This window comes from Ochrobactrum sp. XJ1 (assembly GCF_024701725.1).
GTDB lineage: Bacteria > Pseudomonadota > Alphaproteobacteria > Rhizobiales > Rhizobiaceae > Brucella > Brucella anthropi.
The window spans coordinates 24,904-48,443 of record NZ_VDGD01000008.1; the positions used below are offsets into that span (position 1 = coordinate 24,904).

The following is a 23,540-nucleotide window of genomic DNA, read 5'->3' on the forward strand; positions in this document are numbered from 1 at the left end:
CCCCTCCATGTTTTGGATGGATTTTGTTTTTAGTTTATTGAACGTAGATCAAATATGAAGCAGAATAGTGAAAACTAATCAACCCCGATTCAATCCTGTTTGTAGCGAGAGCCATCAAAGGATGCCAAAAGTGAACAAGGCAGAAATATCCCCGACCGCCCCGACCAGCGAGCCTGCGCCCAACGACGCAGGGGATATTGGAGCGCGCATTCGCTTGCGACGGCAGACACTGGGTCTCACTCTCGGTTATCTGTCGGAAGTCTCTGGTCTGTCGACGGGTGCCTTGTCACAGATCGAGCGGGGCCTCGTATCGCCGACTGTGCGTACCCTCTATACGATTGCCGAGGTGCTCTCCATGAGCCCGGCCCAGCTCATCGACCCGCAAGGCTTCGCCGCGGCTGCCCGAGCTAATCCCTATGTATTGCGTGCTGGAGAACAGCCAGAAGTGCTGAACGCTGGTGGCGTCATCAAGCACCGTGCTTCGCCTGAACTCATTGAGACCATGAAATCCTTCGCAGTGCGGATCATTCCGGGCGGGAGTTCCGGTGAGGAATGCTACACGCATTCCGGCGAGGAGCTGGGTTACGTCATTTCGGGCAGTTTCACGCTGCAGATTGAAGACGCACAGTACCTGCTTTCAACAGGTGACGGATTTGCACTGCCTTCAACGACCCGCCACAGATTCTTCAATAATGGTGAAGCCGAAGCCTTCGTGCTCTGGGTGAACAAACCCGAGTGAAGTCGCTCGACAGGCCGAAAAAACGCTGGAGAAAGATGAAAATGGCAAGCAGCCCTGAGAGCTTCACACGCTCATTATGGTGGAACGCAGCTGGCGAGGCAAAACCGAACCATTCCAAACTGAATGGCGTGCACGAGGCGGACGTCGTTATTGTTGGAGGCGGCTTTACAGGCCTTTCCAGCGCGTTGTTCCTTGCCGAACGCGGGAAAACTGTAGTGGTCCTTGAGGCGCGCCATGTCGGCTTCGGCGCATCAGGACGCAACGGCGGACAGGTGATCCCCGGTTTGAAGCATGACCCCGAAGATCTTCTGGCTGCCTATGGTCCAGAGCACGGCAAGCGCATGATCGACCTCGTGGGTGGTGTAGGCGATCTTGTTTTCGGCCTTGTACGCGAACTTGATATCCAATGCTCTCCTGTTCGAGCCGGGTGGATACAGGCCGCCCATTCCCAGCTTGCAACCGCTGCCGTCCATAAGCGTGCGCGGCAATGGCAGGCGCAAGGCGTCGAAGTCGAGATTTTGGATCGCGCGCAGATTACTGAGCTTTCCGGCACGGAGCGCTATTTCGGCGGATGGCGCGATCCCCGCGCAGGTGCCCTGCAGCCGCTGGATTATGCCCGTGGGCTTGCCCGCGCCGCCACGGCACGCGGCGTTCAGATTTTTGAAGATTCCTCCGTTACTTCTCTGATGCCGGAGAATGGCGACTGGATTGCAAAGACCGCAAATGGGTCGGTTCGCGCACGCGAAGCACTTGTCGCCACCAACGCTTACACTGACAACCTTGTACCGGGTCTCGCTCAAAGCATTCTTCCGGTGCAAAGCATGCTGATCGCGACAGAGCCGCTTTCAGAAAAGCAGCGGCGGGAGATCATGCCAGGCGGAGTGGTTCTATCCGAAACACGCAAGATCGCTTTTTATATGCGCCAATCTGAAGACGGGCGTTTTCTTATTGGCGGACGCGGCGCCGTCGGAATGAACGAAAAGAAAGCGCTGATGGAAGCGTTGAAAGCCGGAATGGTGCGGCTGTTTCCACAGCTGGAAGGTATCGGCATCGATTATCACTGGTCCGGGCACGTGGCGCTGACCATGGATGGCCTGCCACATCTTCACAATCCCGCTGCGGGCTTGCATGCCATGCTTGGCTATAATGGCCGGGGCGTGGCCATGGCCACTGCCTTTGGCAAGATGTATGCCGAATATATCGCCGAAGGCCGCCCCATGGTTTATCCGACCACCAGCATACCCCGCCTTGCCTGGCATGCGATCCGCAAGCCTGTCATGGACCTCGGCATCCGCTGGTACTGGATCAAGGACAGCCTTGGTTTCGCATCGAAATAAATCCCATGCAGAAAGAACCTAACGTGCTGAGAAACGTAATCAATCTGGGCGTTGCACCTGCTTGCGGCTCCGATCTGGAAACAGCTTTCCGAGCCATCAGCCTGGACGGTCAGTCGACGGAGCCTTTCGGCTTCGGACGCGCAATCCTTTCTGGCCAAGGAACAGGGGTAGAAAGCCTGTTTTCCTCCATCATAATGCTGTGTGATGGTGCTTTGAATATCCGGGACAATAATGGTCTCGAAATCACACTGACCAACGGTGAGGTAGCAAGTCTGCCTGCAGGCATATTCTCATGGCGCGCACATGCGGCAGATTGTGTCATCCTCACGATACATCAGGAGAGCCTAAGCGTATCCTTCGGTAAACTTGATCTTGACCATCCCATGTCACCTGGCGGAGCGCCCAATCCGGCACTTCTGACCACCCCTGCACCAACGACTTCCCGTCACGAGTTCCAAAGTGACGATCCAATCGCCTGGGGCATCTGGGCCACGACGCCTTATGCTCGTCATCCGATCACCTATTCATTCTCGGAATTGATGATGCTGCGCAGGGGCGAGGTGACATTGTCAAACCCTGACGAGGGAAGCGTGACATTCGTGGCGGGCGATATCTTCCTCGTTCGTCCCGGCGCTGTAGCAGCATGGGATAATCCGAGTGATCTGGAGAAGTTTTGGATTATTCACAGTCCGAGCTAGGCCATTTCCAGTAAACACGCAAAGCACCTAACGAAGGAAATCAGTCCAATGGACTGATTTCCTCTGCCTGCCAATTCCCTCGTGGCAAGACCTGCCCTTCAACCGCCCTTGCATGCTGAAGGAACAGCGCGGCCCACGCCCCATGAGAGACGTCCCTGTATGATGGTCAGCGTTTGTCGGCCGTTCGAATAGGTCGTACCTTCTTTGCCGATAGAAGGTAAATCAATCGCCGCATTGCCGTTAACAGAGACGGAAGCGCGATCACCGAAGAGGCGTACCGCCAACTGAGTGCCATCCTCACACTTGTAGTGGCTAACAGGATAGGGATTGCCAGCACCGATTGACGCACCGGACGCGGACTGGCTGAAAGCCCCAAGTAGCAGGACACAAAATGCTGCGCTCAATAAATTTTTCAACGCGACAATCCTCCGGGTTAGGAGTTATCCAGCGGAAAGTATACGAGATTTCATGGCTACGAAAGTACACTTAATTATCATAACGACAACGTTTACAGACAGAGGGATTGAACGGAGTAAGGCCAAAACGAATTGGATTTCGCTGTAAAATTACCCCGAAATAAAACCCGCATAGCCGTCGTCCAATGTCTTGTGCAGAATTGCCGAATAAGCTGCAAAGGATATGTCGCCAGGTCGCACACGCCCAAATGACGACTCGACAAATTGCCTCATGGGCACGAGCGCAAGCGGTGTCGAAACTGGTGTCAGATGTGCACCCTGCCCGGCACGCAATGTCGTCAGGATGCCGAACATTTCGCCTGTGATGCTTGGGCGGGAGAGCACGGCCATACGGTACTGGCCAGATGTATTCGTGACGAGATAGATGTGTCCCGAAAGATGTGGAACGGAGACAGCTCCCTGTTGTGAGAACGAGACGTCAGAACGTTCACGCTCACGAAAATTGAGATGCCCGGCATCGAAATCCCAACCGATTTCCGTGATGTAAGCGAAGATGGCCTTGTCCTCCCCAAAGGACGGACGCAAGGTCAGGTAATCACCTTCAAGCCATGAAACCGAGGCGCGCGAGTAGGCGCCCAGTTCTTCCGCTGCGTGACTGTTGCCATTTCTGGCCAACTGGGCGGGCGCTTCACCTGCCTGTTCGCGCAGGGCGACGCCCATTGCCTGTTCGAGCCGGATGATTGTTGCGAGCGTGAAGGGCCTGTGACCCGACAGCGCCTTTTCCAAAGTCGAGAGGCTGATCCGCGCTTCATCGGCCAGAAGTTGGCGCGAAATACGCCGTCGGGCGATTTCCTCACGAATCCGGACTGCAACACGGGCATTGATCTGGTCGGGCAGATGAGAGTTCTGATCGGACATGGCTTATCCTGAACTGCGTACTTTTCTGCACAATTCCACACATATGCGTAACCGGCAAGGCGATTTGCGGAAAGTGACGGCTGAAACTTGGCAAAGCTTACGCTGGAGTGGAAACAGTGGCTCCAGCGACAATGGCTCCAGTTCTTCGAGGTGAACAAGGAGCACGTCATGTCACCCGCGATAAATCTACCAAATCATAGCAATAGAGGTCGGGTACTCTCCCGCTTCTGTTCGTTCATCTGGTTCTGCAACATGGCGTTGTTGCCCGCATTGGCTGTCATTTTCTGTCTGTTGCAGATCGTGCAGGCCCGCGCTGAAACACCCGCTCTGGTCACGCCAAACGAGGTTCAATCCGGCAGCCTTCTGCTGGAGACAAACGAAGCCGGACGTTACGTCGAAGCGCCTCGGCTCGCAACGGACGTCGATCTCGATGTGAGTGGACCGACGGTCCGAGCCCGGCTGACGCAGGCATTCGAGAACCCGACCGACGGTTTCGTTGAAGCCTTGTATGTTTTCCCATTGCCAGAAGAAAGTGCGGTCTATTCGCTGAAGATGGTCATCGGTGATCGTGTGATTGTCGCTGACATCAAGGAGAAGCAGACAGCCCGCGAAATATATGAACAGGCGAAAAGCGAAGGCAAAAAAGCAACGCTGATCGAACAGCAGCGACCCAACGTGTTTACCAATGCGGTCGCCAATATCGGTCCGCACGAGAAAGTCGTTATCCAGATCGAGTATCAGCAGGCGGTACGGCTTTCCGATGAGCGTTTCTCGCTGCGTGTGCCTTTAGTCGTCGCACCGCGTTACAACCCGGACAATGCCTACCCGGTTGTCCAGGAAGTCGAAATGAAGAACGGCTGGGGCAAGTCGAGCGATACGGGCAAGCCTGATACTTACAATGCGCCACTCGTGACGCCTTTGGCCCCACCGGCTGCCCTGCGAACAAATCCTGTGAGCATCTCAGTCAAACTTAAGGCAGGCTTCCCGCTTGGAAAGGTTGAGAGCCTTTTCCACAAGGTCAGGATCGATACGACGAACGACGCGACACGGGAAATCACGCTGGACGGAATGGCAGCTGCAGATCGTGATTTCGTTCTGGAATGGAGCGCCGTCGCAAGCGATGCACCGCAGGTCGGGCTGTTCCGCGAACATATCGGCAAGGATGACTATGTGCTTGCCTATGTTACGCCACCGGCGCTTGCCAGCCCAAAAAAGGTCCAGCGTGAGGTCATCTTCGTGATCGATAATTCCGGATCAATGGGTGGTACTTCCATTGAACAGGCGAAGGCCAGCCTGGATTATGCACTGTCGCAACTTCAACCCGGAGATCGTTTCAACGTAATCCGCTTCGACGACACATTGACCAAATTCTTCGAAGATTCAGTCGATGCCAATCAGGAGAATATCACGTCCGCTCGCCGCTTCGTGACGAGCCTTGAAGCGCAAGGCGGCACGGAAATGTTGCCTGCCCTTCATGCCGCGCTTGATGACAGTAATCAGGGTAATGGATTGCGCCAGATCGTGTTTCTGACCGACGGCGAGATCAGCAATGAGCAGCAATTGCTGGATGCCGTTGCAGCACGTCGGGGGCGCTCGCGTATTTTCATGGTCGGCATCGGCTCTGCCCCGAACTCCTATCTGATGAACCGTGCGGCTGAACTTGGACGTGGAACCTTCACCCATATCGGGTCGGCGGCTGAAGTGAACGAACGCATGCGGGCTCTGTTCGACAAGCTTGAAAAACCGGCTGTTACCGATCTGAAGACCAGTTTCTCGGAAAAGAATGTGAGCATGACGCCCTCCCTTTTGCCCGATCTTTATCGTGGTGAACCACTTGTCATCGCAGCGCGAATGGGCAAGGCGATCGGAAACCTTGCTATTGAAGGCCAGATTGATGGCCGTCCGTGGACAGTCAATCTGCCACTCGATCAGGCAATAAATGCTGAAGGCATTTCAAAACTGTGGGCACGTCGCAAGATCGATGATGCGGAAGTGGAACTTACCCTTGGGAAAATTTCCCAGGACGCCGCCGATGCGCGTATTCTCCACCTTGCGCTGGAGCATCATCTGGTCAGCCGTCTGACGAGCCTCGTAGCTGTCGACAAGACACCGTCGCGACCGGCAAATGCGCCGCTGACCCGTGCCGATATTCCTCTGCAACTGCCCGCGGGCTGGGATTATGACAAGCTGTTCGACATCCGTGCGGATCGCACCGTCGGGGATCACGCAAACATGGACATGAATGGTGTAAATGACGCTGTCCGCAGCCACGAAAGCCCTGCATCACCATCATCGCCATCGCAGTCGATCCCGCTGCCGCAAACGGCAACGCCAGCGACACTACTGCTCATGCAAGGCTTGGGTCTGATACTGATTGGCTTGTTCGTCTTCTGGTTCTTCCGCCGCAAGGAGAATGCGTGATGTCTATCAATCCGATTATGACGGGGAGCGCACTGTGGCGCTCCTTACTCCCCACGGTGGGCATCGTGCTGATTGCGCTCGGGATGATAATTGCCAGTCAGGGAATCTGGATCCATGCGAAGGCATTTGTGGCACAGATCCTCCTCGAACGAGCTTTTGCGGAAAGCATTGAAACTGGCGCACCAGTCAAACCCTGGAGCTGGGTCGATACATGGCCGGTTGCCCGCATCGAAGCTCCACGACTTAATGAATCCGCCATCGCGCTGAAAGGCTCCAGCGGTCAGGCATTGGCTTTCGGCCCCGGTCATCTGGACAATACGCCGATGGCCGGGGAACGGGGAACAGCCGTGTATGCTGCGCATCGCGATACACATTTCGCTTTTCTGAAGAATATCGAGAAGAACGATCAGATACTCGTCACCCGCAGCGACGGTAAGGCGATTTCCTATCGTGTTAGTCATATGGCCGTCGCGCGTTGGGATGAAGCGAAGATCGCCGTGAATAGCGAAGGCCGTCATGTTGTGCTGTCGACCTGTTATCCATTCGATGCTATCACGCCTGGGCCGCTCCGCTATCTGGTTTATGCGGATATGGAAGAACCACAATAACCCAGCACGAACTATCGGTTTTCACAAAAACAGATGACGTGATCGAAGCCCGGATAAGCTCTCTTCCTGAAACTGAATGTTGCAAGAAGGCCCAATCCCAGAATTGCGAAAACACCCCCAACGACCAACACGACAGATGTCGTCGCCGATATAAAACTGCCGAATATCAACACCGCTGCCATCGAAGCTATGGCTATCGCCCACTCAATCTTGCGGGGCTTTGGCATCAGATGCCACGTCTCCGGATCAATACCGGCTTCAACGAAAATATCCGGGTCGAAACACAAATTCGAGCGAGCTGCCATGTTCTGTAGCAGAGCAATACGCAGGGCGTCAGCATTGACGAACCACAGACATTGCATGCCACGTTCCCGCAATGACATTGGAAGCGAATACTCGTTCTGCGTTCCGTCGGGCATTTTATAACCGAACGCTATCCGAGGCTCCCGCACAGGCCCTTTCAAAATGAGACGAACGTCATAACGTGCCATCTGACCGGACGCTATGCGCGCCCATTCGATCTTGGTGCCTTGCTTCTCCACAATTCCATTACCTGAACCGTATTCAACGCTCTCCGGTGTAATGGTGATCCAGGCGCCAGCCAAAAGACCAGCGCGTGCAAACATGAAGGCCGGAACAAGAAGCATTGCTGCGATGAGTGTCGATACAATTAGGGCTATCGGATCGAGGTCAGGGCTGGGTCGGATGAGAATCGTGAGTGCAGGAAGCGCCAACGCAACACACGACAGGAGCATGGCAATGCCAAAACACATCCATCGCGTTGCCGTGATATCAGGGATACCGGTAAGCGAGCGATCCTGTCGGTTAGTTGAATCGAATGCTATGATCCGCACAACCGAATCTTGATGCCGCGTTGCTGGATTGACTTGGGAGTGTGATGCTGACGCCTGCCGCTTTGCCAGTTTCGGCTTCATCTTTCGCTTTGCAGTCTGTTTCACCCTTATCGCCGTACCTGTTGCTTCATCTCTCCTGACATACCACCCAAGCGTTGCGCGCAATTTAATGTGACGCTACCATTCCAAATGGATCAACCTCAACGGGCCGGCGAGTTTCATAACCAGAGAAGACGGCTCCCAAAGGCAATCTTGCTGTATACAGAGCATGGCTGCCGGGTAACAAATCCTGTCCAACCTTGACCCGGCCGCGCCTTCACTTTCTCATTATGCATTCAGCGAATACGCCGTAACAGCCTCTCACGATAGGTATCGACAATCACGGCGAGGATGATCACGGTGCCAATTATGATTGGCTTGTAATTATCGCCGATACCAAGCAATTGCAGCCCGGTCGCGAGCACCTGCAAAATACAGGCCCCGGCCAGCGTGCCAACGATTGAGCCCTTACCGCCGAAAAGGCTTGTCCCGCCGATGATGACGGCTGCAATCGCGTTCAGTTCATAGCCAACGCCCGCAATCGGGCTGCCGATGTTCAGGCGCAGGAGATAAACAATCGCAGCAATACCAGCGGTGACGCCGGAAATGACAAATGCAGCGATTTTGTATGTGTCGGGATTGTGTCCCGACAGGCGCACAGCCTCATCGTTGGCGCCAACCGCATAGATCATGCGACCGAAAACCGTAAAGCGCAAAACGAACCAGCCAACAGCAATCACGGCCACTGCGATCAAGAAAATCGACGGGAGAAAGCCTCCGACAATCAGATTGCCGAAGTCGACAAAACCCTGCGGAAGTCCGGTAATGGTAGAATTATTGGAAACCACCCGTGCCGCACCGGCGGCGATGTTCAGCATGCCCAGCGTGACGATAAACGACGGGATTTTCCAGTAGGTTGACACCTTGCCGTTGATGAAGCCACAAAGCCCGCCAACGGCGACGCATGCCAGGACTGCCAGCGGGATTGACAAGGCCGGTTCCAGACCGGACGTCATGATAAGAGCGCCAACGACCGTGCATAAGGCGAGCACAGAGCCGACCGAGAGGTCAATGCCACCAGTCAGGATGACGAAAGTCATACCTGCCGCAAGGACCGTATTGATCGCGATCTGAACGAAGATCTTCAGCGCGTTGCCCGATGTTGCGAAATAGGGCGCAGTGACGGAAAATACCAGCGTTATCAGGATCAACGCCAAGAATACGCCGGCATCACGCAACAGGAAGCGCTTCAGCTTCTGGCGGTCGGCAGCACCGGGGTGTTGGGCAGATGGAGAAATGGGTTCCGTCATGCGTGAACATGCTCCTGATAGGCGAGCGAAAGAATACGCTCCTGATCGAATTGAGATCGGTCCAGCTCCCCAACCAGTTTGCCGTTCGAGAAAACAATGATGCGGTGGCACATGCCGATCAACTCGGGCAGATCCGAGGAAATCATGATAATTGCCTTCTGGTTCGCAGCCAACATCCACAGAAGTTGATAAATCTCGCGCCTGGCGCCGACATCGACCCCACGTGTCGGTTCATCGAGTATCAGTGTGGACGACCCGCGAAACAGCCATTTTGCCAGAACCACCTTTTGCTGATTGCCACCGGAGAGGTTACGCACCGGTGTATCGATAGACGCAGTCTTGACGCGCAGCCGCTCGACCAGCTCAGTTACCGCGCCTTTCTCCACCCGGCTATCCAGCAGGCCACCGTGCGAGATTTTCTTCAGGTCGGTGATCGTGGTGTTGATAGACACGGGCATGTCTAGCAGCAGCCCCTGGCTCTTGCGGTCTTCTGTCAGAAAACCCAGACCATTACGCACGGCATCGCGCGGGTCACGGATAGTCACCGGCCTTCCATCTATATCGATTTCCCCTGCCGACCTTGGATCGGCGCCGAAGATTGCACGCATCACCTCGGTGCGGCCCGACCCGACCAGACCGGCGACACCCAGAATTTCTCCATGACGCACCGAAAACGAAACCGGCGGAGCGCCGCTGTTGCGCTTCACGTTCCTCACTTCCAGAGCGACGGACCCAAGCTTGATATCGGCATTAAAGCCATACTCATCCGCAATGTCGCGACCGATCATCATGCGTACCAGATCCGGCACGCGCAGCCCCTGCAGGTCGCGCGTCTCGACCAGGCGGCCATTGCGCAACACCGTCACGCGGTCGCCAATCTCAAAGACCTCGTGCAGACGGTGAGAAATGTAGATGATCGTGACACCCTTCGCCTTCAGCCGCTGGATGATCGCAAACAACCGTTCAATTTCCGGCGGAGTCAATGTCGCCGTCGGCTCGTCCAGAACCAGTAGTTTGCTGTCATAACCGAGCGCCTTGGCGATCTCGACCAACTGCATTTGCGCAACGCCCAGCTCCGAAACCGGCATACGCGGATCGACCGCCAGACCGACCTCAGCCAAAAGCTCTTCGGCGCGCCGGTTCAATGTCGCTCGGTCCATGATGCCGAAGCGTCTCGGCAGGCTTTCCAGCATCAGGTTTTCGGCAATGGAAAGATGCGACAGCAGGTTGAGTTCCTGATGAACGATGCGGATTCCCTGAACCTGCGCGTCATGCGGGGTCTTTGGCTTGTAGGGCCGGCCGTTCAGAAAAATCTCGCCCGTGTCGGGCTGATATATGCCAGCAAGAAGCTTGATGAGAGTTGATTTACCCGCACCGTTTTCACCCAGAATGATATGTGTCTCGCCACGCTGCAGCTCCAGCGTGACACCGTTTAGCGCAACCACCCCCGGAAAGGTCTTGCCGACATTTTCCAATCTCAAAATGGCGTCGGCTGACTGCATATCTGTTCCTGCCTGCCAGGTGAAGAGGAGCGGCACTCGGAGCGCCGCCCCATAATTGGCAATGTTTGGAAGATCCCGGTTTTCAGAGATCCTGGGCCGTGATGAGCTTGATGTCCGTCTTGACCCAACCGGAGAACTTTTCGCCTGCCAGTTCCTTGAGGCCGTAATCAATGCCCATGGCCGCCATCTGTGCGCCGAACTGATCGACGGTTGCGAGCATCTTGCCGTCCTTGATCAAAGGCTGGACAGCAGGAATGTTGTCGAAGCCCACGACCTTGATCTGGCCCGATTTTCCGGCGGCATCCAGCGCCTTCACGACGCCGAGCGCCATGGAATCGTTGGCCGCCATAACACCTTGAATGTCCTGATACTGGGTCAGGAAATTGGTCATCAGCGTGTTGGCTTCTTCCGTTTCCCAATGGGCAGTCTTGGAATCGAGCAGTGTCAAACCGCCTTCGGCCACGGCATCGTCAAAGCCCTTCTTGCGTTCCTTGGCATTGTCTGCCTCAGGATTGCCTTCAAGGATAACCACCTTGCCGCCCTTGCCGAGTTCCTTGGCAAGCGCCATGCCGGCAAGCTTTGCGCCCTCGCGATTGTCCGGACCGAAAAAGGCAAGGTCGACACCCGCCTGCTTTTTCGCCTCTTCATCGAGCGCCACGTCAATATTGATGACTTTGATGCCGGCCTCCAGAGCCTTTTTAACCGGCGTCACCATGGCCTTGGAATCCGCCGGAGCCAGCACGATCACATTGAACTGCTGCGTGATGAAATTTTCCACAGCATCGACCTGTGCGGCAAAATCACGTTCGTCCTTCATGCCAACAGCGGCAAAGGAGAACTTGTCGGTGTTCTTGGCGGCGTAGTCCTCGGCACCTGCCTGCATCTGCTTGAAGAACTCGTTGGCGAGCGACTTCATGACCAGACCGACTTTGGGCTTGTCAGCTGCAAAAGATGGCAGGGACGGTAGAAGCAGAGCACCGGCGCCCAGTGCGCTCGATGTTATAAACTGGCGTCGTGAAATTGAAACCCGACCCAGCCCTGTAATAATTGAACTTTTAGTCATGAATTCCTCCCCTCACTTCAGTAAAATCTGCCGTGTTACTGTAGCGTAGTGCCGTCGATAGAATACTGTCAAGACGGCAAGATAAAGGGAGACATTCGCGATTTCCGTCCTGCATGACGGAAACCGCGTGGAACGAACCGGATCGCTATCCGATGGAACTGGAGTTCCAATCCTTATCCTACGAAGAGTCAGGCAAGACGCCCATATTGGCGCAGCACGGCACGAAGACGTTCGTGATCTATGGCCTGAACAAGCAGCCGGTCAAAGGGTGTTCCACCCATATCCTCAGCCGCGATCATCGCATTAACCACTGCCTCTTCCACACTATCGACCGCCGCCAGATAGACGGTATCAAGCGGCTCGTCATTCACCATCTCGACGTCCAGAAAGGGCGCGGAACGATGCTGCATAGGTCTCTGGTTGGCGGTGGAAAAAGCGATAAAAATATCGCCCGAATTGTTACCGCCCGGCGTTCCGTTACGGCCGATGCCGATGCTTGCACGACGCGCTAGGCGCTTCAGCTGGTGCGGCATCAGTGGCAGATCGGTCGCCAGCACGACGATGATCGAGCCGCGCTCCTGCAACTGGCTCTGCGGCGTGCCATCCCGCATATGCTGCCCAACCGGCACACCGGCAATGGTCAGCCAATCGCGCTGCCCGTGATTGGCCTGCACCAGCGCACCGATGGTGAAACTGCGACCGCCGAACTCCACGACGCGCGATGCCGTGCCTGTACCGCCCTTGAAGCCATAGGTGATCATACCGGTGCCGCCGCCGCAATTGCCTTCCTGCACCGGGCCGGATGCAACATTGTCGAGCGCCTTGCGCACATCCGCTTCCGTCACAGGAAAGCCGTTGATGTCGTTGAGTGCACCGTCATAAGTTTCTGCGACAACCGGCATGATCCAGAGGAAATCGTCGGTCTGGTAGGTCGAGGCATAGCGGTCAACCATCCAGCGCACTGTCGCATGATGTGCCATGCCGATACCGTGCGTGTTGGTGATAACGACAGGGCCCAGGAAGTAGCCGCCATCTTCGATCCAGTGCGTTCCGGTCATCTCACCATTGCCGTTGAAGCGATGGACGCCTGCATAAACCGGAACCGGGGTTTCAGACTGCTTATGCGGCAGAATGGCGGTCACGCCGCTACGCGCCGGACGCTTGCGGCCGGGGCGCGGCTCGTTCTCGATAATGGTCTGAAAGCCGACGCCAACGCCATCGACATCGGTGATCGCGTTGTACGGACCGGTCACACCAGTGAAAGGAAGCCCAAGATCGCGAGCGCGCGGTTTACGTGTAGGTGTTTGTGAAGTCATATTATTTCTGCCGAGAACGAAGATAGAGACCGAGCGAAGCCACAACGAATGAGAAGGTCAGCATCATCACGGCAATCGCATTGATTTCCGGTTTGATGCCGCGACGCAGCATGGCGAAGATGAACATCGGCAGGGTCGTAACATCAACGCCTGCGATAAAATAGGTGATGACGAGGTCATCCATGGAAATGATGAAGGCAAGTAACGCACCACCGAGAATGCCGGGCATGAGCTGGGGCATGATGACCTTGCGGAACGTGGTCCATTCATTGGCGCCAAGATCGGCCGATGCATATTCCAGCGTGCGGTCCATACTGGCCAGCCGGGCCGAAACAACAATGAAGACATAAGAGATCAGAAAAGTGCATTGGCCGATAATAATCGTGGTCAGCCCCAGATGAATACCCGCGTTGACGAAGAAGATCAGGAGCGCAATGCCCAGCACGATATCCGGCATCAACATGGGCATGAAAAGCGTCACCTGATAGAACCGCTTTCCCAGAAAATTGTAGCGATGCATGGCCAGCGCCAGCGCAGTTCCGAGAACAGTCGATATCAGTGTCGTTGAAGTCGCAATCTTCAGGCTGTTGAACACGGCTGCCACAAGCTGATCCGTCGATTCAATATAGAGTGCGCTTTCCGAAACCACTGTCTTGAAGCCCAGAACCTGCGCATACCAGTCGGTCGTAAAGCCGCTCCACACCATCATGTTCACCGGATTGGCGTTGAACGAATAGACGATGATAAGTGCCAGCGGGATATAGATGAAGGCGAAGAACAACGCGACGTAGAGCAGCAATCCGCCATTGAAGAGAGACCGGGCGATTTTCATGGTTGCGTCTCCCTTACCGCTACAACGCTTCGGCGGCATTGCGCCGGTTTGTCAAAAGCACATAACCAAACAGCAGCAGCAACATGACGGCCATCACCATCATCGCGAGCGCCGACCCGAACGGCCAATTGCGCGCCGACAGGAACTGTCCTTCGATCAGATTGCCGAGCATCATCACCTTGGCTCCACCCAGCACTGCAGGCACAACAAAGTTTCCGAGCGCAGGAATGAAGACAATTACCGAACCCGCAGCAATGCCGGGCGTGGTCAGCGGCAGGACAATCCGGAAGAATGTCCGCACCGGGCCGGCTCCCAGATCAAGCGACGCCTGTACCAGACGCCAGTCCAGCTTTTCAATGCTTGCATAGATAGGCATGAACATGAACGGCAGGAACACATAGACCATGCCCAGCACGATAGCGCCGTCGGTATAGATCATGTCGAGGGGACGCGAGATAATGCCGAGCGACATCAAGGTCTCGTTGAGCAACCCTGTCGGGCGCAGGATCATCACCCATACGAACAGCCGCACAATCAGGCTGGCGAAGAATGGCAAGGTAATGAGGAAGATGCAGAAGTTCTTCCACCTGTCGGGAAGCCTGCTGATATAAAAGGCGGCCGGATAAGCGACCAGCAAGGCGGCAATGACCGTCACGATGGCTATCCTCACCGAGCGGAAGAAAATCGCCAGATAGATCGGGTCGAATTCCTCGAATGCCGGATCCGCGAAACCAAGGATACGCCCGAAATTATGAGGATAGAACTCCCATTCGACGCCACCATAAAGACCAGGCGCGAGAAAACTCGTTACCACCATGATCGCGAGTGGAATGGCAAAGAAAACGATCAGGAACAGTGTCGCCGGTCCGAGAAGAACTGCCAGCTGAAGACGCCGCAAGCTCGCGAGGTTCATCACGCAGCCTCCCCTTCGCAAAGAAGATGGACCGTAGCCGGATCGTAATACCAGCGCGCGGCCTGCCCCGGCTGCAGATCATTGACCGAGTTTCGGTCCACCGCCGGAATCTGCGCCGTCAGCTTGCGCCCGGAAGCGAGGTGTCCGAGCAATTCGAAAGACGAACCGATAAAGGCAATCTGGTCGAGCGTGACATCAAGCGCCCCATGTCTTTCATTGCGCGCGATAAGCGAGAAGTTTTCTGGACGCAGAAGTGCGGTGCCCCTGCCTTTGGCTTTGCCTTCACCATCGTGCTGCAGAACCGTTCCATCCGGCAGCACAAAGCCGTTGGCGTCGACTTGTCCTTCCAGAAGATTGCTCGCACCGACGAAATTGGCGACGAAGGCATTGACCGGGCGATCATACACAACCCGCGGCGCGTCCAGTTGCTGGATGCGCCCATTCGAGAGCACCGCCACCCGATCCGACATTGTCAGCGCTTCCTGCTGGTCGTGCGTGACAAAGATGAAGGTAATGCCCAGCTCGTGCTGCAAGGTCTTCAGTTCGAACTGCATCGCCTCGCGCAGGTTCTTATCAAGTGCAGATAGCGGCTCATCGAGCAACAGCACCTTCGGGCGGGCCACGATGGCCCGGGCCAGAGCCACACGTTGCTGTTGGCCACCCGAGAGCTGTCGCGGCAGGCGGGCCTCCAAACCAGCCAGCCCCACCATCTGCAAAACAGCCCTGACACGCTCCGTGCGCTCCGCCTTGCCGACACCAGCGACTTCCAGAGCATATCCGGCGTTCTGCCCCACACTCATATGCGGAAACAACGCATAGTTCTGAAAGACCGTATTGACCGGGCGGCGATAAGGTGGACGGTCCGTCATGTCGACGCCGTCAATCTCGATCCGTCCGGCATCCAACGCAGCGAACCCGCTGATCGCCTGGAGCAAAGTCGTCTTGCCGCAGCCCGAAGGGCCCAGCAAAGTGATGAATTCATTACGGCCGATATCCAGATCGATACCGTCCAATGCCTTGACCTCGCCGCCCTCCGGACTCGCAAAGGTCTTGGCCGCGGAAACCAGCCGTACAATCGCATCCCGCATTTTCGTTCCCCGAAATGTTATTTAATTAACTCTTGCGTGATTTGGTTATGTTGATATCATTTTCCAGTACAAGTCAACGCCCCGAAGACCGTACTTTGCATCCCTGCCAAGGCAGAGAAATGAAAGCGGGCCGCGGGGAAAAATATGACAAGGGGAACTACAATGACGATCTTCAATGGTGCTGTTCCGCGCCTTGGATTGATTGCGCTCACCGTTCTGGGCATGTCTGCAGGCAATAGCTTCGCAGATGACTTGAACATCTATAACTGGGGCGAATACATCAATCCTGCGGTGCTTCAGAAATTCGAAGAAGAGACCAAGGTCAAGGTCAATCTATCGACCTACTCCTCCAATGAGGAAATGCTGGCCAAGATTCAGGGTGGTGCCAGCGGTTACGATATCGTGTTTCCGTCCGTGCATATGCAGGACATCATGGCCAAGCTCGATCTGCTTGCGAAAACCGATATCAATACATATGAGGGCTTCAAGAACATCGACCCGCGCTTTCTGCGCGCCAAAAGCGACCTCAACGGAGAATATTGCCTGCCTTACGCCTTCGGCACGGTGGGCATTCTCTATAACCGTCGCGTGCTCGGCAAGGACGTGACCGGCTGGAAGGATCTTCTTGCGACGGTCAAGGAAAAGGGTCTCAAGATCACGCTTCTCGATGACATGCGTGAAGTGCTGGGTGTTGGGCTTCTTCTCAACGGAAACTCCGTAAACTCCACCGACCCGAAGCAACTTCAGCAGGCCGCAGACACTGTCATCGAAATGAAGCCGTATGTGGCTGCTTTCACCTATGATTCCCGTCCCATGGTCGGCGCGGGCGACGTTGCCGCCGCGCATTATTTTATCGGCAGCATGGTGGATGTTTTAGGCAATCCGAAAGATTTGGGTTACGTCATTCCGGAAGAAGGTGCGACCATGTACCAAGAAGATATGTGCGTTCTCAAAACAGCCCCGAACAAGGACAATGCCATCAAGTTCATGCAGTTTTACACGCGCCCGGAAATCGCCGCGCTCAACGTAGCCCAACAGACCAACGGGACGCCCAATGTGCCGGCACGTCAGCTGACACCTGACAACATCAAGAACAGCACGGAAATCAATCCGACAGACGAAACGATGAAACGACTCCAGATCTTCGAGGATCTGGGTTCCGGCGTGCGCCAGCTCGACCGGGCATGGACAAAGGTAAAAACAGCGCAATAAGCTGTTGTGCTGGCTCCGGTCTTCATCATCAGGGTCGGAGCCAAAGCGGGAGGGGTAAGTTTGTCCAAAGAAATTCTCATACGTCTCCAAAGTGCGGAATTACGCAAATCCAAGGCCGACAAGCTGATCGCAAGCTATATCGAGCGTAATCTGGCAGAACTGCCATTCGAAACGGCAAAGTCCATCGCCGAGCGTCTTGGCATTTCCCAGATGACGGTCGGTCGCTATTTGCGACGGCTCGGTTTCGACGGGCTGGAGGAGTTAAAAACAGCGTTAAGGCGCGGTCGTTCCAACCCCGCATGGCAGGTCAAGGGGCCGGTTGCCCGGCTCCAGCAGGATTTTCGCGAAGGCAAGCTACTTGCCGGTCTGGTGCAACAGCAGATCGAAAATCTCGGCACCGTCTATGAACTGACTACCCGTCCTGAATGGCAGGAGACCATCGACGCACTGATCGGGGCAAGCGAGGTCTATGTTGCAGCCTATCAGAATGTGCGCGGCATAGCGCAATATTTTGCGTCACAGCTCTCCTATTCGCGTCCGGGAGTGTCCTTCATGGACGGGTTGAACGGCACCTATGCAGAAGTCCTGGATGGCTCCAGGGAAAACCGCGTTCTGTTTCTGCACGATGTCCGCCGTTTCGCGTCAAAAGCCCGCCCTCTAGCCATTGAAGCGCGCCGAATGGGCGTAAAAGTGATACTTTTTACCGATGAATTTTGCCCGTGGGCAAGCGAGGTGGCCGATATTGCGCTGATCGTACCCGGTTCTCACGGTCCACTTTGGGACGGCGCGGCAACGATGACTGCCATCATGGATCTCATGCTTTCGCATATCATCATACAGCTCGGTAGTCAGGTGGATGAAAGAGTGCAGAGTTTGACCCGTCTCCAGGATATTTTTGGCGATTTCGAGAGTTAAAGCATTTCCAGCAAACGTGCGGAGCGGTTTTGCATGAGGCAAATGCAATGAACCAAATACTTAGAGCGGTTTCAGCGACTCCGTTTTAACTGGGAGCGCTCTGGCGAAAAGCTACCCTTCAAAAGTCTGCAAAACTTGCAAAGACCAGTTTTGGAAACCAGTTCCGAGAAATGAAACTCCGATACCGCCTAATCGCATCGGAAGAGATGAGCATACGTGTCTTCATCGCTCCCACGTGAAGACATATTGACATCGCACGGCCCATCTCTTAATTGTTCAACAATATTATTGAACAAAAAAGGGAACGATATGCCTGCTCCAACAATCTCAAAACGCGTGACTGAACTGAAATCAGCCTTGCTCGCTGCCACATTTGCCGTCGTTGCGTTGGCCCCGCATGAGGCCGCAGCCGCGCCTCAGACCGTCAAGGAAAACACACTGTCGGTCGGATCTGACCTGACCTATCCTCCCTTCGTCTACATGAAGGACGGCAAGCCGGCAGGTTTCGATGTCGAGCTGATGGAAGGGGTGGCAAAGCAGCTTGGGCTTGCTGCAGAGTTCAAGGACACGCGCTTCACCAGCCTCATCACTGGTGCACGCGCCAACCATTTCGATGTCATTGCATCGGCGCTTTACGTCACGCCTGAGCGGCAGAAGATTCTCAATTTCATCCCGTACATCAAGGCTGGCTCGTCCCTGCTCGTGCTGAAGGACGCCAAGTTCCGCCCGGCGAACGAAAAGGAGCTGTGCGGCAAGATCATCGGGTCGATGCAAGGAGCGTCCTGGCTCCCGAAGCTGAAGGCACTGTCGGAAGATTATTGCGCCAAGAACAATCTCGGCGCCATCGAGACACGCGAATTCGATACGGATGCGCAGGTCACGCAGGCATTGCGCAGCGGCTCGGTCGACGTGGAATTCATGGATAATGTCGTTGCTGCCGAACTGCTGAAGAAGTGCCCCGACGATTATGCCGTTACATCCAGTGCGCTCATCTATCCGATCATGGTGGGTGTAGCCACCACCCCGCAGAACAAAGAGCTTTTCAATGCCATGAACGATGCTTTCGCCCAGATGCGAAAGGATGGTTCCTATGACGCGCTCGTCAAAACCTATGGCATGGAGCCTGTCACCGACGATGAAATCAAAGCGGTCGTTTCCACGGCTCAATAAACCGGAAGCGGGGCGGACTGGCCCCATTTCCCTCTGCATGGCCGAAACGGGAGGCTTCGCTTGAACTACGATTGGCATTACGCGCTCGGTCTGCTTGCAGACCGGGATTTCTGGGAGGCGAGCTGGGTTGTGATCAAGCTTAGCCTGCTGAGCTGGCTTCTGGCGGCGATTGCGGGCTTCGGTCTGGCACTGGCAAAGCAATCATCATGGTCGGTGATCAACGGTCCCGCACGGGCCTATATCTGGTTCTTCCGAAGCCTTCCGCTTCTGGTACTGCTGATTTTCATCTACAGCCTGCCGCAGGTCTTTCCGGTCCTTCGCACCCTCCTGTCGAATGCTTTCGCGGCTGGCCTGATCGCGCTTGTCATCAGTGAAACCGCTTATATGGCAGAAATCCATCGGGGTGGTTTGCTCGCCATTCATAAAGGCCAGATCGAGGCGGGGCGTGCGCTGGGTCTGAGCTTCCTCGGTATCCAGCGCCTGATCGTCGTTCCACAGGCAATCCGGGTTTCATTACCCGCAATGTCGAATGAACTCGTCACCATCGTCAAGCTCACTTCTCTGGTTTCGGTCATTTCGCTTGCCGAAATCCTGCTTGTCGGCCAGCGGCTCTATACGCAGAATTTTCTGGTGCTCGAGACGCTCACCGTCGTCGCCTTCTTCTACGTCCTCATCGTCACGCTGTTTGATCGCGGTCTTTCAATGCTGGAACGCCGCTCGGATGTGATACGGCGCGGTCAGAAGGCACGCACCTTGTCGCCACAGGAGGTTGCGGCAAAACTGTCCGGCACTGAAGCTCCCGTCGATCGCGCGCAAGGCAAATCCCAGCAAGCCGACACCATTGCCCTGGAAGCAACTGAACTTCGCAAGGCCTATGGTTCGCATGAAGTGTTGAAGGGCGTCAGCCTGACGGTGAAATCCGGTGAGGTCATCTCCATCATCGGTCGTTCGGGCTCGGGCAAGACGACCTTCATTCGCCTGCTCAACGGACTGGAACGTCTCGATGCCGGTGAAGTAAAACTGCACGGCTCGCCGTTCATCTCGGCCGAATTGACGCAATCGGGCAAGCATATTTTCCGGGAAGACGTTTCCCTGATCCGCGATGTCGGCATGGTGTTCCAGAGCTTCAATCTTTTCAATCACAAGACTGTGCTTGAAAACATGCTCCTTGCGCCTCTGTACCACAAGATCGGTGCGCGAGCCGACCTTGAGCGGCAAGCCTTTCATTATCTGAACAAGGTGGGCATGGCCGCCCATGCGGAAAAATATCCGCACCAGCTTTCGGGCGGTCAGCAGCAGCGCGTTGCAATCGCTCGCGCCCTGATGATGTCGCCAAGCATCATTCTGTTCGATGAACCCACTTCGGCACTCGACCCGGAAACCGTCGAGGAAGTGCTGGGCGTTATCCGCTCGCTCGCAAGCGAAGGCGTGACGATGGTCATCGTAACCCATGAAATGAACTTCGCTTTCGAAGTCTCCGACAGAATTCTCTTTATGGACGCGGGCAAGGTCGTCTGCGACGATACGCCGGATAAACTCAAATCCGGTATCTATCCGCAGTTGAAACCTTTCCTGAAGAATATGACGGTCTGAAACATGAACCAGCCTGCCACCCTTCGTGATCCCGCATTCATTCGCGTCGCCAATGCCATACGCGACGACATTCTCAAAGGCCGCCTGTTGAGCGGCACGAGCCTGATCGAGGCCGAACTGATCAATGTCTACGATGTATCGCGCAACACCCTGCGCGAAGCCATGCAGCTTCTGCGTCAGCAGGGGCTGGTCTCGCAGGAGCCGAACAAGAGCGTCCGCGTGAAACGGCTAACGGAAACGGACATTCGCGACATCTTCGTGGTGCGCCGGGTCGTCGAGCTCGGCGCACTCCGTGGGCGAAACTCGGTTCCCGCCGACTGGCTGGAAAGGCTCAACGAGGTGATCCGCAATGAAAGTGAAGCGACCGCCCGCGCGGACTGGACGGCGGTGGCCCGCCAGAGCCTTCTCTTTCACCAGGAAATCGTATCGCTGCATGGTAGTCCTATCTTCGATCAGATGTTCTCCCTGCTCGTGACCCAGCTGCGTCTGGTTTTCGTCACCGGCAACGAACAGGCTTTCCATGAACCTTGGTTGAAAAGAGAAGCCGAAATCTGCCGCCTCATCGCAGCGGGTGACTGCGAAGCCGCCTCCGGTCAGCTTGAGAACTATCTCGCGGATTCAGAGAAAATGCTGACGGCATTGGTCCGGAACTGATCGCAGCCGATTGCGATAGAGCGCGTTTCGCTTCGATTGAAGCAGATCGGCGCTCTAACCTCTTATATTTCAAGCATAATCTTATCGATCCTCGTTTCACTTCGGTCGGATTATGCTCTAACGGGACATGCTTTATGAAACACGATCCGCAAGACAAATCCGGATTGGGATCTGCCATGGCTTGCAACCGGGTTGAAAAGCTCGACCTGGCGCTGTCCGACTATGCGGCGCGTGACTGGAATGCGCGAGAGGTTTTTCTCAACCGGCGGTTCGAGGCGGCCCGCACCGAGCTCGGCCATTGGCAAGCGCTCAGTGAAACCAATCGTGAACTCCCGCCGCTTGCAGGACTGACGATGACGGTCAAGGCCTGCTTCGACACTGAAGGCTGGGTGACCAGCTGTGGTTCGAAAGCATTACAAGAGGCAGCTCCTGCAAATGCAAGCGCTGCTCTGGTGCGCAGGCTTCGCATGGGTGGCGCAACACTGCTCGCGCAGACAAACATGACCGAATTTGCTTATGGCGCGCTCGGGGTCAACACACATTTCGGCACGCCACGCACGCCGCTCGACCCTGCCGGAGAGGCGATCGCTGGCGGCTCTAGTTCTGGTGCAGCGGTGGCCGTCGCGCGCGGATATAGCGATTTCGCCATCTGCTCCGATACCAGCGGTTCAGCGCGCATTCCAGCGGCTTTCTGTGGCGTCGTGGGCTTCAAACCAAGCCGCGGACGCTACGAAACCGATGGAATGCACTGGTTGTCGACCAGCTTTGACGTGCCGGGGATCATCAGCACTTCGGTCGCCCATTGTCGCCTGATCGATGATGTTGCCACCGGCATCCCGGCAAGGAAACCGCGGCGCTCAAAGCAGATAAGACTGGCAGTTCCCCGCCTGCTTTCGGAAACCGCTCTCGACAATACCGTTGAAGATCTTTTCGGGGCTTGCCGGTCCGCTCTGGAAGCAGCAGGAATTGTCGTCCAGGATATCGAACTTCCAAGCTTGATCGAGAGTGCCAGGATTGCCGTCGATGGCGGGATGATCGGTGCCGAGGCTTACGCGCTTCATCGCGAGCGGCTCGCCGTCGATTTCGATAGTTATGATCCCTTGGTCGGAACGCGCATTCAAAAAGGTCGGGAAAATCCCGCCTATCTCTATGTGAATGCATTGAACGCCCTTGCTGCCTGCCGTGAGCAGTTCGACGCGGAAATCGAGGGTTTTGACGGTTTCATTCTGCCGACCGTTCCCATGCTGCCGCCCGCCTTGGCCACGCTTGCAGACGAGGAAACCTATCTGGCGCTCAACCGGCGTGCATTCTCGCTGACAGAATTCGCCAATCGTCTTGATCTGCCCAGCATCTCGCTACCAATCGGGAAGCACCCTGCCGGTCTCATGCTGACCGGACTGCGCGGCGAGGACGAGACGCTACTGGCCATCGCAGAAGTACTCGAGCCGCTGGCCGCCAAGTTTTAACAGCCTTTTTTGACACTGAAATGAGGAGAATACTATGATTGTCGTGACATCCGATGAAATCGCCGGCACCGCACGCGATGCTTCCGGACCCGGTTGGGAAAGCCGCCGCATGATCGTGCGTGACGACGGCATGGGCCATTCGGTCCACGAAACCCGCGTCAAGGAAGGCGCTGAACTGCACCTGCACTACAAGAACCACTTCGAAACCAATTATTGCTTTTCCGGTGAAGGCGAAGTCGAACACAAGTTGAGCGGCGAAGTGTTTCCGATCCGCCCCGGCACCATCTATGCGCTGAACGAAAACGACCCGCATATCCTGCGCGCGACCAAGGGCGACCTTGTGCTGGTCTGTGTTTTCACGCCACCGCTGGCTGGCAATGAAGTGCACCGCGAAGATGGCAGCTACGCTCCCGCCGACTGAAGTATAGAGTTTCGGCAATTGAAAGAAAACGCCGCGATTGATCGCGGCGTTTTTG

At 55.7% G+C, this 23,540-nt stretch carries 22 protein-coding genes; 12 read left to right on the top strand and 10 right to left on the bottom strand.

What is annotated here, in order from left to right:
- The first annotated feature begins 121 nt into the window (after nucleotides 1–121).
- From FG152_RS15375 to FG152_RS15385, 3 genes are read left to right on the top strand one after another with little or no spacing between them, the layout of a single operon-like run.
- Entirely contained in the window at nucleotides 122–739 is a 618-nt protein-coding gene (locus tag FG152_RS15375) for a cupin domain-containing protein (RefSeq protein WP_010660476.1), read from the top strand.
- A gap of 41 nt (nucleotides 740–780) precedes the next feature.
- On the top strand, nucleotides 781–2,076 hold the full coding sequence (locus FG152_RS15380) for an NAD(P)/FAD-dependent oxidoreductase (RefSeq protein ID WP_010660477.1): 1,296 nt from the start codon (nucleotides 781–783) through the stop codon (nucleotides 2,074–2,076).
- A 5-nt stretch (nucleotides 2,077–2,081) separates the two neighbouring features.
- The gene (locus FG152_RS15385; RefSeq protein WP_010660478.1) at nucleotides 2,082–2,774 is read left to right on the top strand and encodes a cupin domain-containing protein; all 693 of its coding nucleotides are present in this window, start codon (nucleotides 2,082–2,084) and stop codon (nucleotides 2,772–2,774) included.
- A 98-nt stretch (nucleotides 2,775–2,872) separates the two neighbouring features.
- On the opposite strand, the gene FG152_RS15390 is transcribed toward FG152_RS15385, so the two are convergent.
- Entirely contained in the window at nucleotides 2,873–3,178 is a 306-nt protein-coding gene (locus FG152_RS15390; protein ID WP_036588329.1) for a hypothetical protein, read from the bottom strand.
- A 162-nt stretch (nucleotides 3,179–3,340) separates the two neighbouring features.
- On the bottom strand, nucleotides 3,341–4,108 hold the full coding sequence (locus tag FG152_RS15395) for a helix-turn-helix domain-containing protein (RefSeq protein WP_010660480.1): 768 nt from the start codon (nucleotides 4,106–4,108) through the stop codon (nucleotides 3,341–3,343).
- A 168-nt stretch (nucleotides 4,109–4,276) separates the two neighbouring features.
- Here FG152_RS15395 and FG152_RS15400 point away from each other — a divergent pair, with 168 nt between their 5' ends.
- Both FG152_RS15400 and FG152_RS15405 read left to right on the top strand, forming a co-directional pair.
- Nucleotides 4,277–6,529, top strand: coding sequence for a marine proteobacterial sortase target protein (locus FG152_RS15400; RefSeq protein WP_036563893.1), 2,253 nt, complete (start codon nucleotides 4,277–4,279; stop codon nucleotides 6,527–6,529).
- The gene (locus FG152_RS15405; protein WP_010660482.1) at nucleotides 6,529–7,137 is read left to right on the top strand and encodes a class GN sortase; all 609 of its coding nucleotides are present in this window, start codon (nucleotides 6,529–6,531) and stop codon (nucleotides 7,135–7,137) included. Before FG152_RS15400 ends, FG152_RS15405 begins: the two co-directional genes overlap by 1 nt.
- Nucleotides 7,138–7,148: 11 nt before the next feature.
- Here FG152_RS15405 and FG152_RS15410 read toward each other — a convergent pair whose 3' ends face one another.
- From FG152_RS15410 to FG152_RS15445, 8 genes are all read right to left on the bottom strand, one after another.
- The gene (locus tag FG152_RS15410; protein WP_105529402.1) at nucleotides 7,149–8,072 is read right to left on the bottom strand and encodes a hypothetical protein; all 924 of its coding nucleotides are present in this window, start codon (nucleotides 8,070–8,072) and stop codon (nucleotides 7,149–7,151) included.
- Between the two features lie 254 nt (nucleotides 8,073–8,326).
- Nucleotides 8,327–9,340 carry an ABC transporter permease gene (locus FG152_RS15415; RefSeq protein WP_010660484.1) on the bottom strand — a complete coding sequence of 338 codons (1,014 nt, stop codon included), beginning with the start codon at nucleotides 9,338–9,340 and terminating at the stop codon, nucleotides 8,327–8,329.
- Nucleotides 9,337–10,842, bottom strand: a complete 1,506-nt coding sequence (locus FG152_RS15420; protein ID WP_010660485.1) for a sugar ABC transporter ATP-binding protein — start codon at nucleotides 10,840–10,842, stop codon at nucleotides 9,337–9,339. The genes FG152_RS15415 and FG152_RS15420 overlap by 4 nt, the downstream gene beginning before the upstream one ends.
- Nucleotides 10,843–10,924: 82 nt before the next feature.
- Nucleotides 10,925–11,905, bottom strand: coding sequence for a sugar ABC transporter substrate-binding protein (locus FG152_RS15425; RefSeq protein ID WP_010660486.1), 981 nt, complete (start codon nucleotides 11,903–11,905; stop codon nucleotides 10,925–10,927).
- Between the two features lie 188 nt (nucleotides 11,906–12,093).
- Nucleotides 12,094–13,221 (bottom strand): DmpA family aminopeptidase, encoded by a 1,128-nt coding sequence (locus FG152_RS15430; protein WP_010660487.1) that lies wholly within the window; start codon nucleotides 13,219–13,221, stop codon nucleotides 12,094–12,096.
- Between the two features lies 1 nt (nucleotide 13,222).
- Nucleotides 13,223–14,053, bottom strand: coding sequence for an ABC transporter permease (locus FG152_RS15435; protein WP_010660488.1), 831 nt, complete (start codon nucleotides 14,051–14,053; stop codon nucleotides 13,223–13,225).
- Between the two features lie 19 nt (nucleotides 14,054–14,072).
- Nucleotides 14,073–14,966 carry an ABC transporter permease gene (locus FG152_RS15440; RefSeq protein WP_010660489.1) on the bottom strand — a complete coding sequence of 298 codons (894 nt, stop codon included), beginning with the start codon at nucleotides 14,964–14,966 and terminating at the stop codon, nucleotides 14,073–14,075.
- A complete protein-coding gene (locus FG152_RS15445) occupies nucleotides 14,966–16,054 on the bottom strand; it encodes an ABC transporter ATP-binding protein (protein WP_010660490.1) in 1,089 nt (362 codons plus the stop codon). Before FG152_RS15445 ends, FG152_RS15440 begins: the two co-directional genes overlap by 1 nt.
- A 162-nt stretch (nucleotides 16,055–16,216) precedes the next feature.
- On the opposite strand from FG152_RS15445, the gene FG152_RS15450 reads away from it, so the two are divergent.
- The 7 genes from FG152_RS15450 (at nucleotide 16,217) to FG152_RS15480 (ending at nucleotide 23,485) form a co-directional block, all read left to right on the top strand.
- The gene (locus tag FG152_RS15450; RefSeq protein WP_010660491.1) at nucleotides 16,217–17,266 is read left to right on the top strand and encodes a polyamine ABC transporter substrate-binding protein; all 1,050 of its coding nucleotides are present in this window, start codon (nucleotides 16,217–16,219) and stop codon (nucleotides 17,264–17,266) included.
- A 60-nt stretch (nucleotides 17,267–17,326) separates the two neighbouring features.
- Nucleotides 17,327–18,181, top strand: a complete 855-nt coding sequence (locus tag FG152_RS15455) for a MurR/RpiR family transcriptional regulator (protein WP_010660492.1) — start codon at nucleotides 17,327–17,329, stop codon at nucleotides 18,179–18,181.
- A gap of 309 nt (nucleotides 18,182–18,490) precedes the next feature.
- The gene (locus FG152_RS15460; RefSeq protein ID WP_105529404.1) at nucleotides 18,491–19,351 is read left to right on the top strand and encodes an ABC transporter substrate-binding protein; all 861 of its coding nucleotides are present in this window, start codon (nucleotides 18,491–18,493) and stop codon (nucleotides 19,349–19,351) included.
- Between the two features lie 60 nt (nucleotides 19,352–19,411).
- Entirely contained in the window at nucleotides 19,412–20,944 is a 1,533-nt protein-coding gene (locus FG152_RS15465) for an amino acid ABC transporter permease/ATP-binding protein (protein ID WP_010660494.1), read from the top strand.
- A 3-nt stretch (nucleotides 20,945–20,947) separates the two neighbouring features.
- A complete protein-coding gene (locus FG152_RS15470; RefSeq protein WP_010660495.1) occupies nucleotides 20,948–21,598 on the top strand; it encodes a GntR family transcriptional regulator in 651 nt (216 codons plus the stop codon).
- Between the two features lie 134 nt (nucleotides 21,599–21,732).
- Nucleotides 21,733–23,064 carry an amidase gene (locus FG152_RS15475; RefSeq protein ID WP_043062540.1) on the top strand — a complete coding sequence of 444 codons (1,332 nt, stop codon included), beginning with the start codon at nucleotides 21,733–21,735 and terminating at the stop codon, nucleotides 23,062–23,064.
- 34 nt (nucleotides 23,065–23,098) lie between these two features.
- The gene (locus tag FG152_RS15480; protein WP_010660497.1) at nucleotides 23,099–23,485 is read left to right on the top strand and encodes an ectoine synthase; all 387 of its coding nucleotides are present in this window, start codon (nucleotides 23,099–23,101) and stop codon (nucleotides 23,483–23,485) included.
- Nucleotides 23,486–23,540 lie beyond the last annotated feature (55 nt).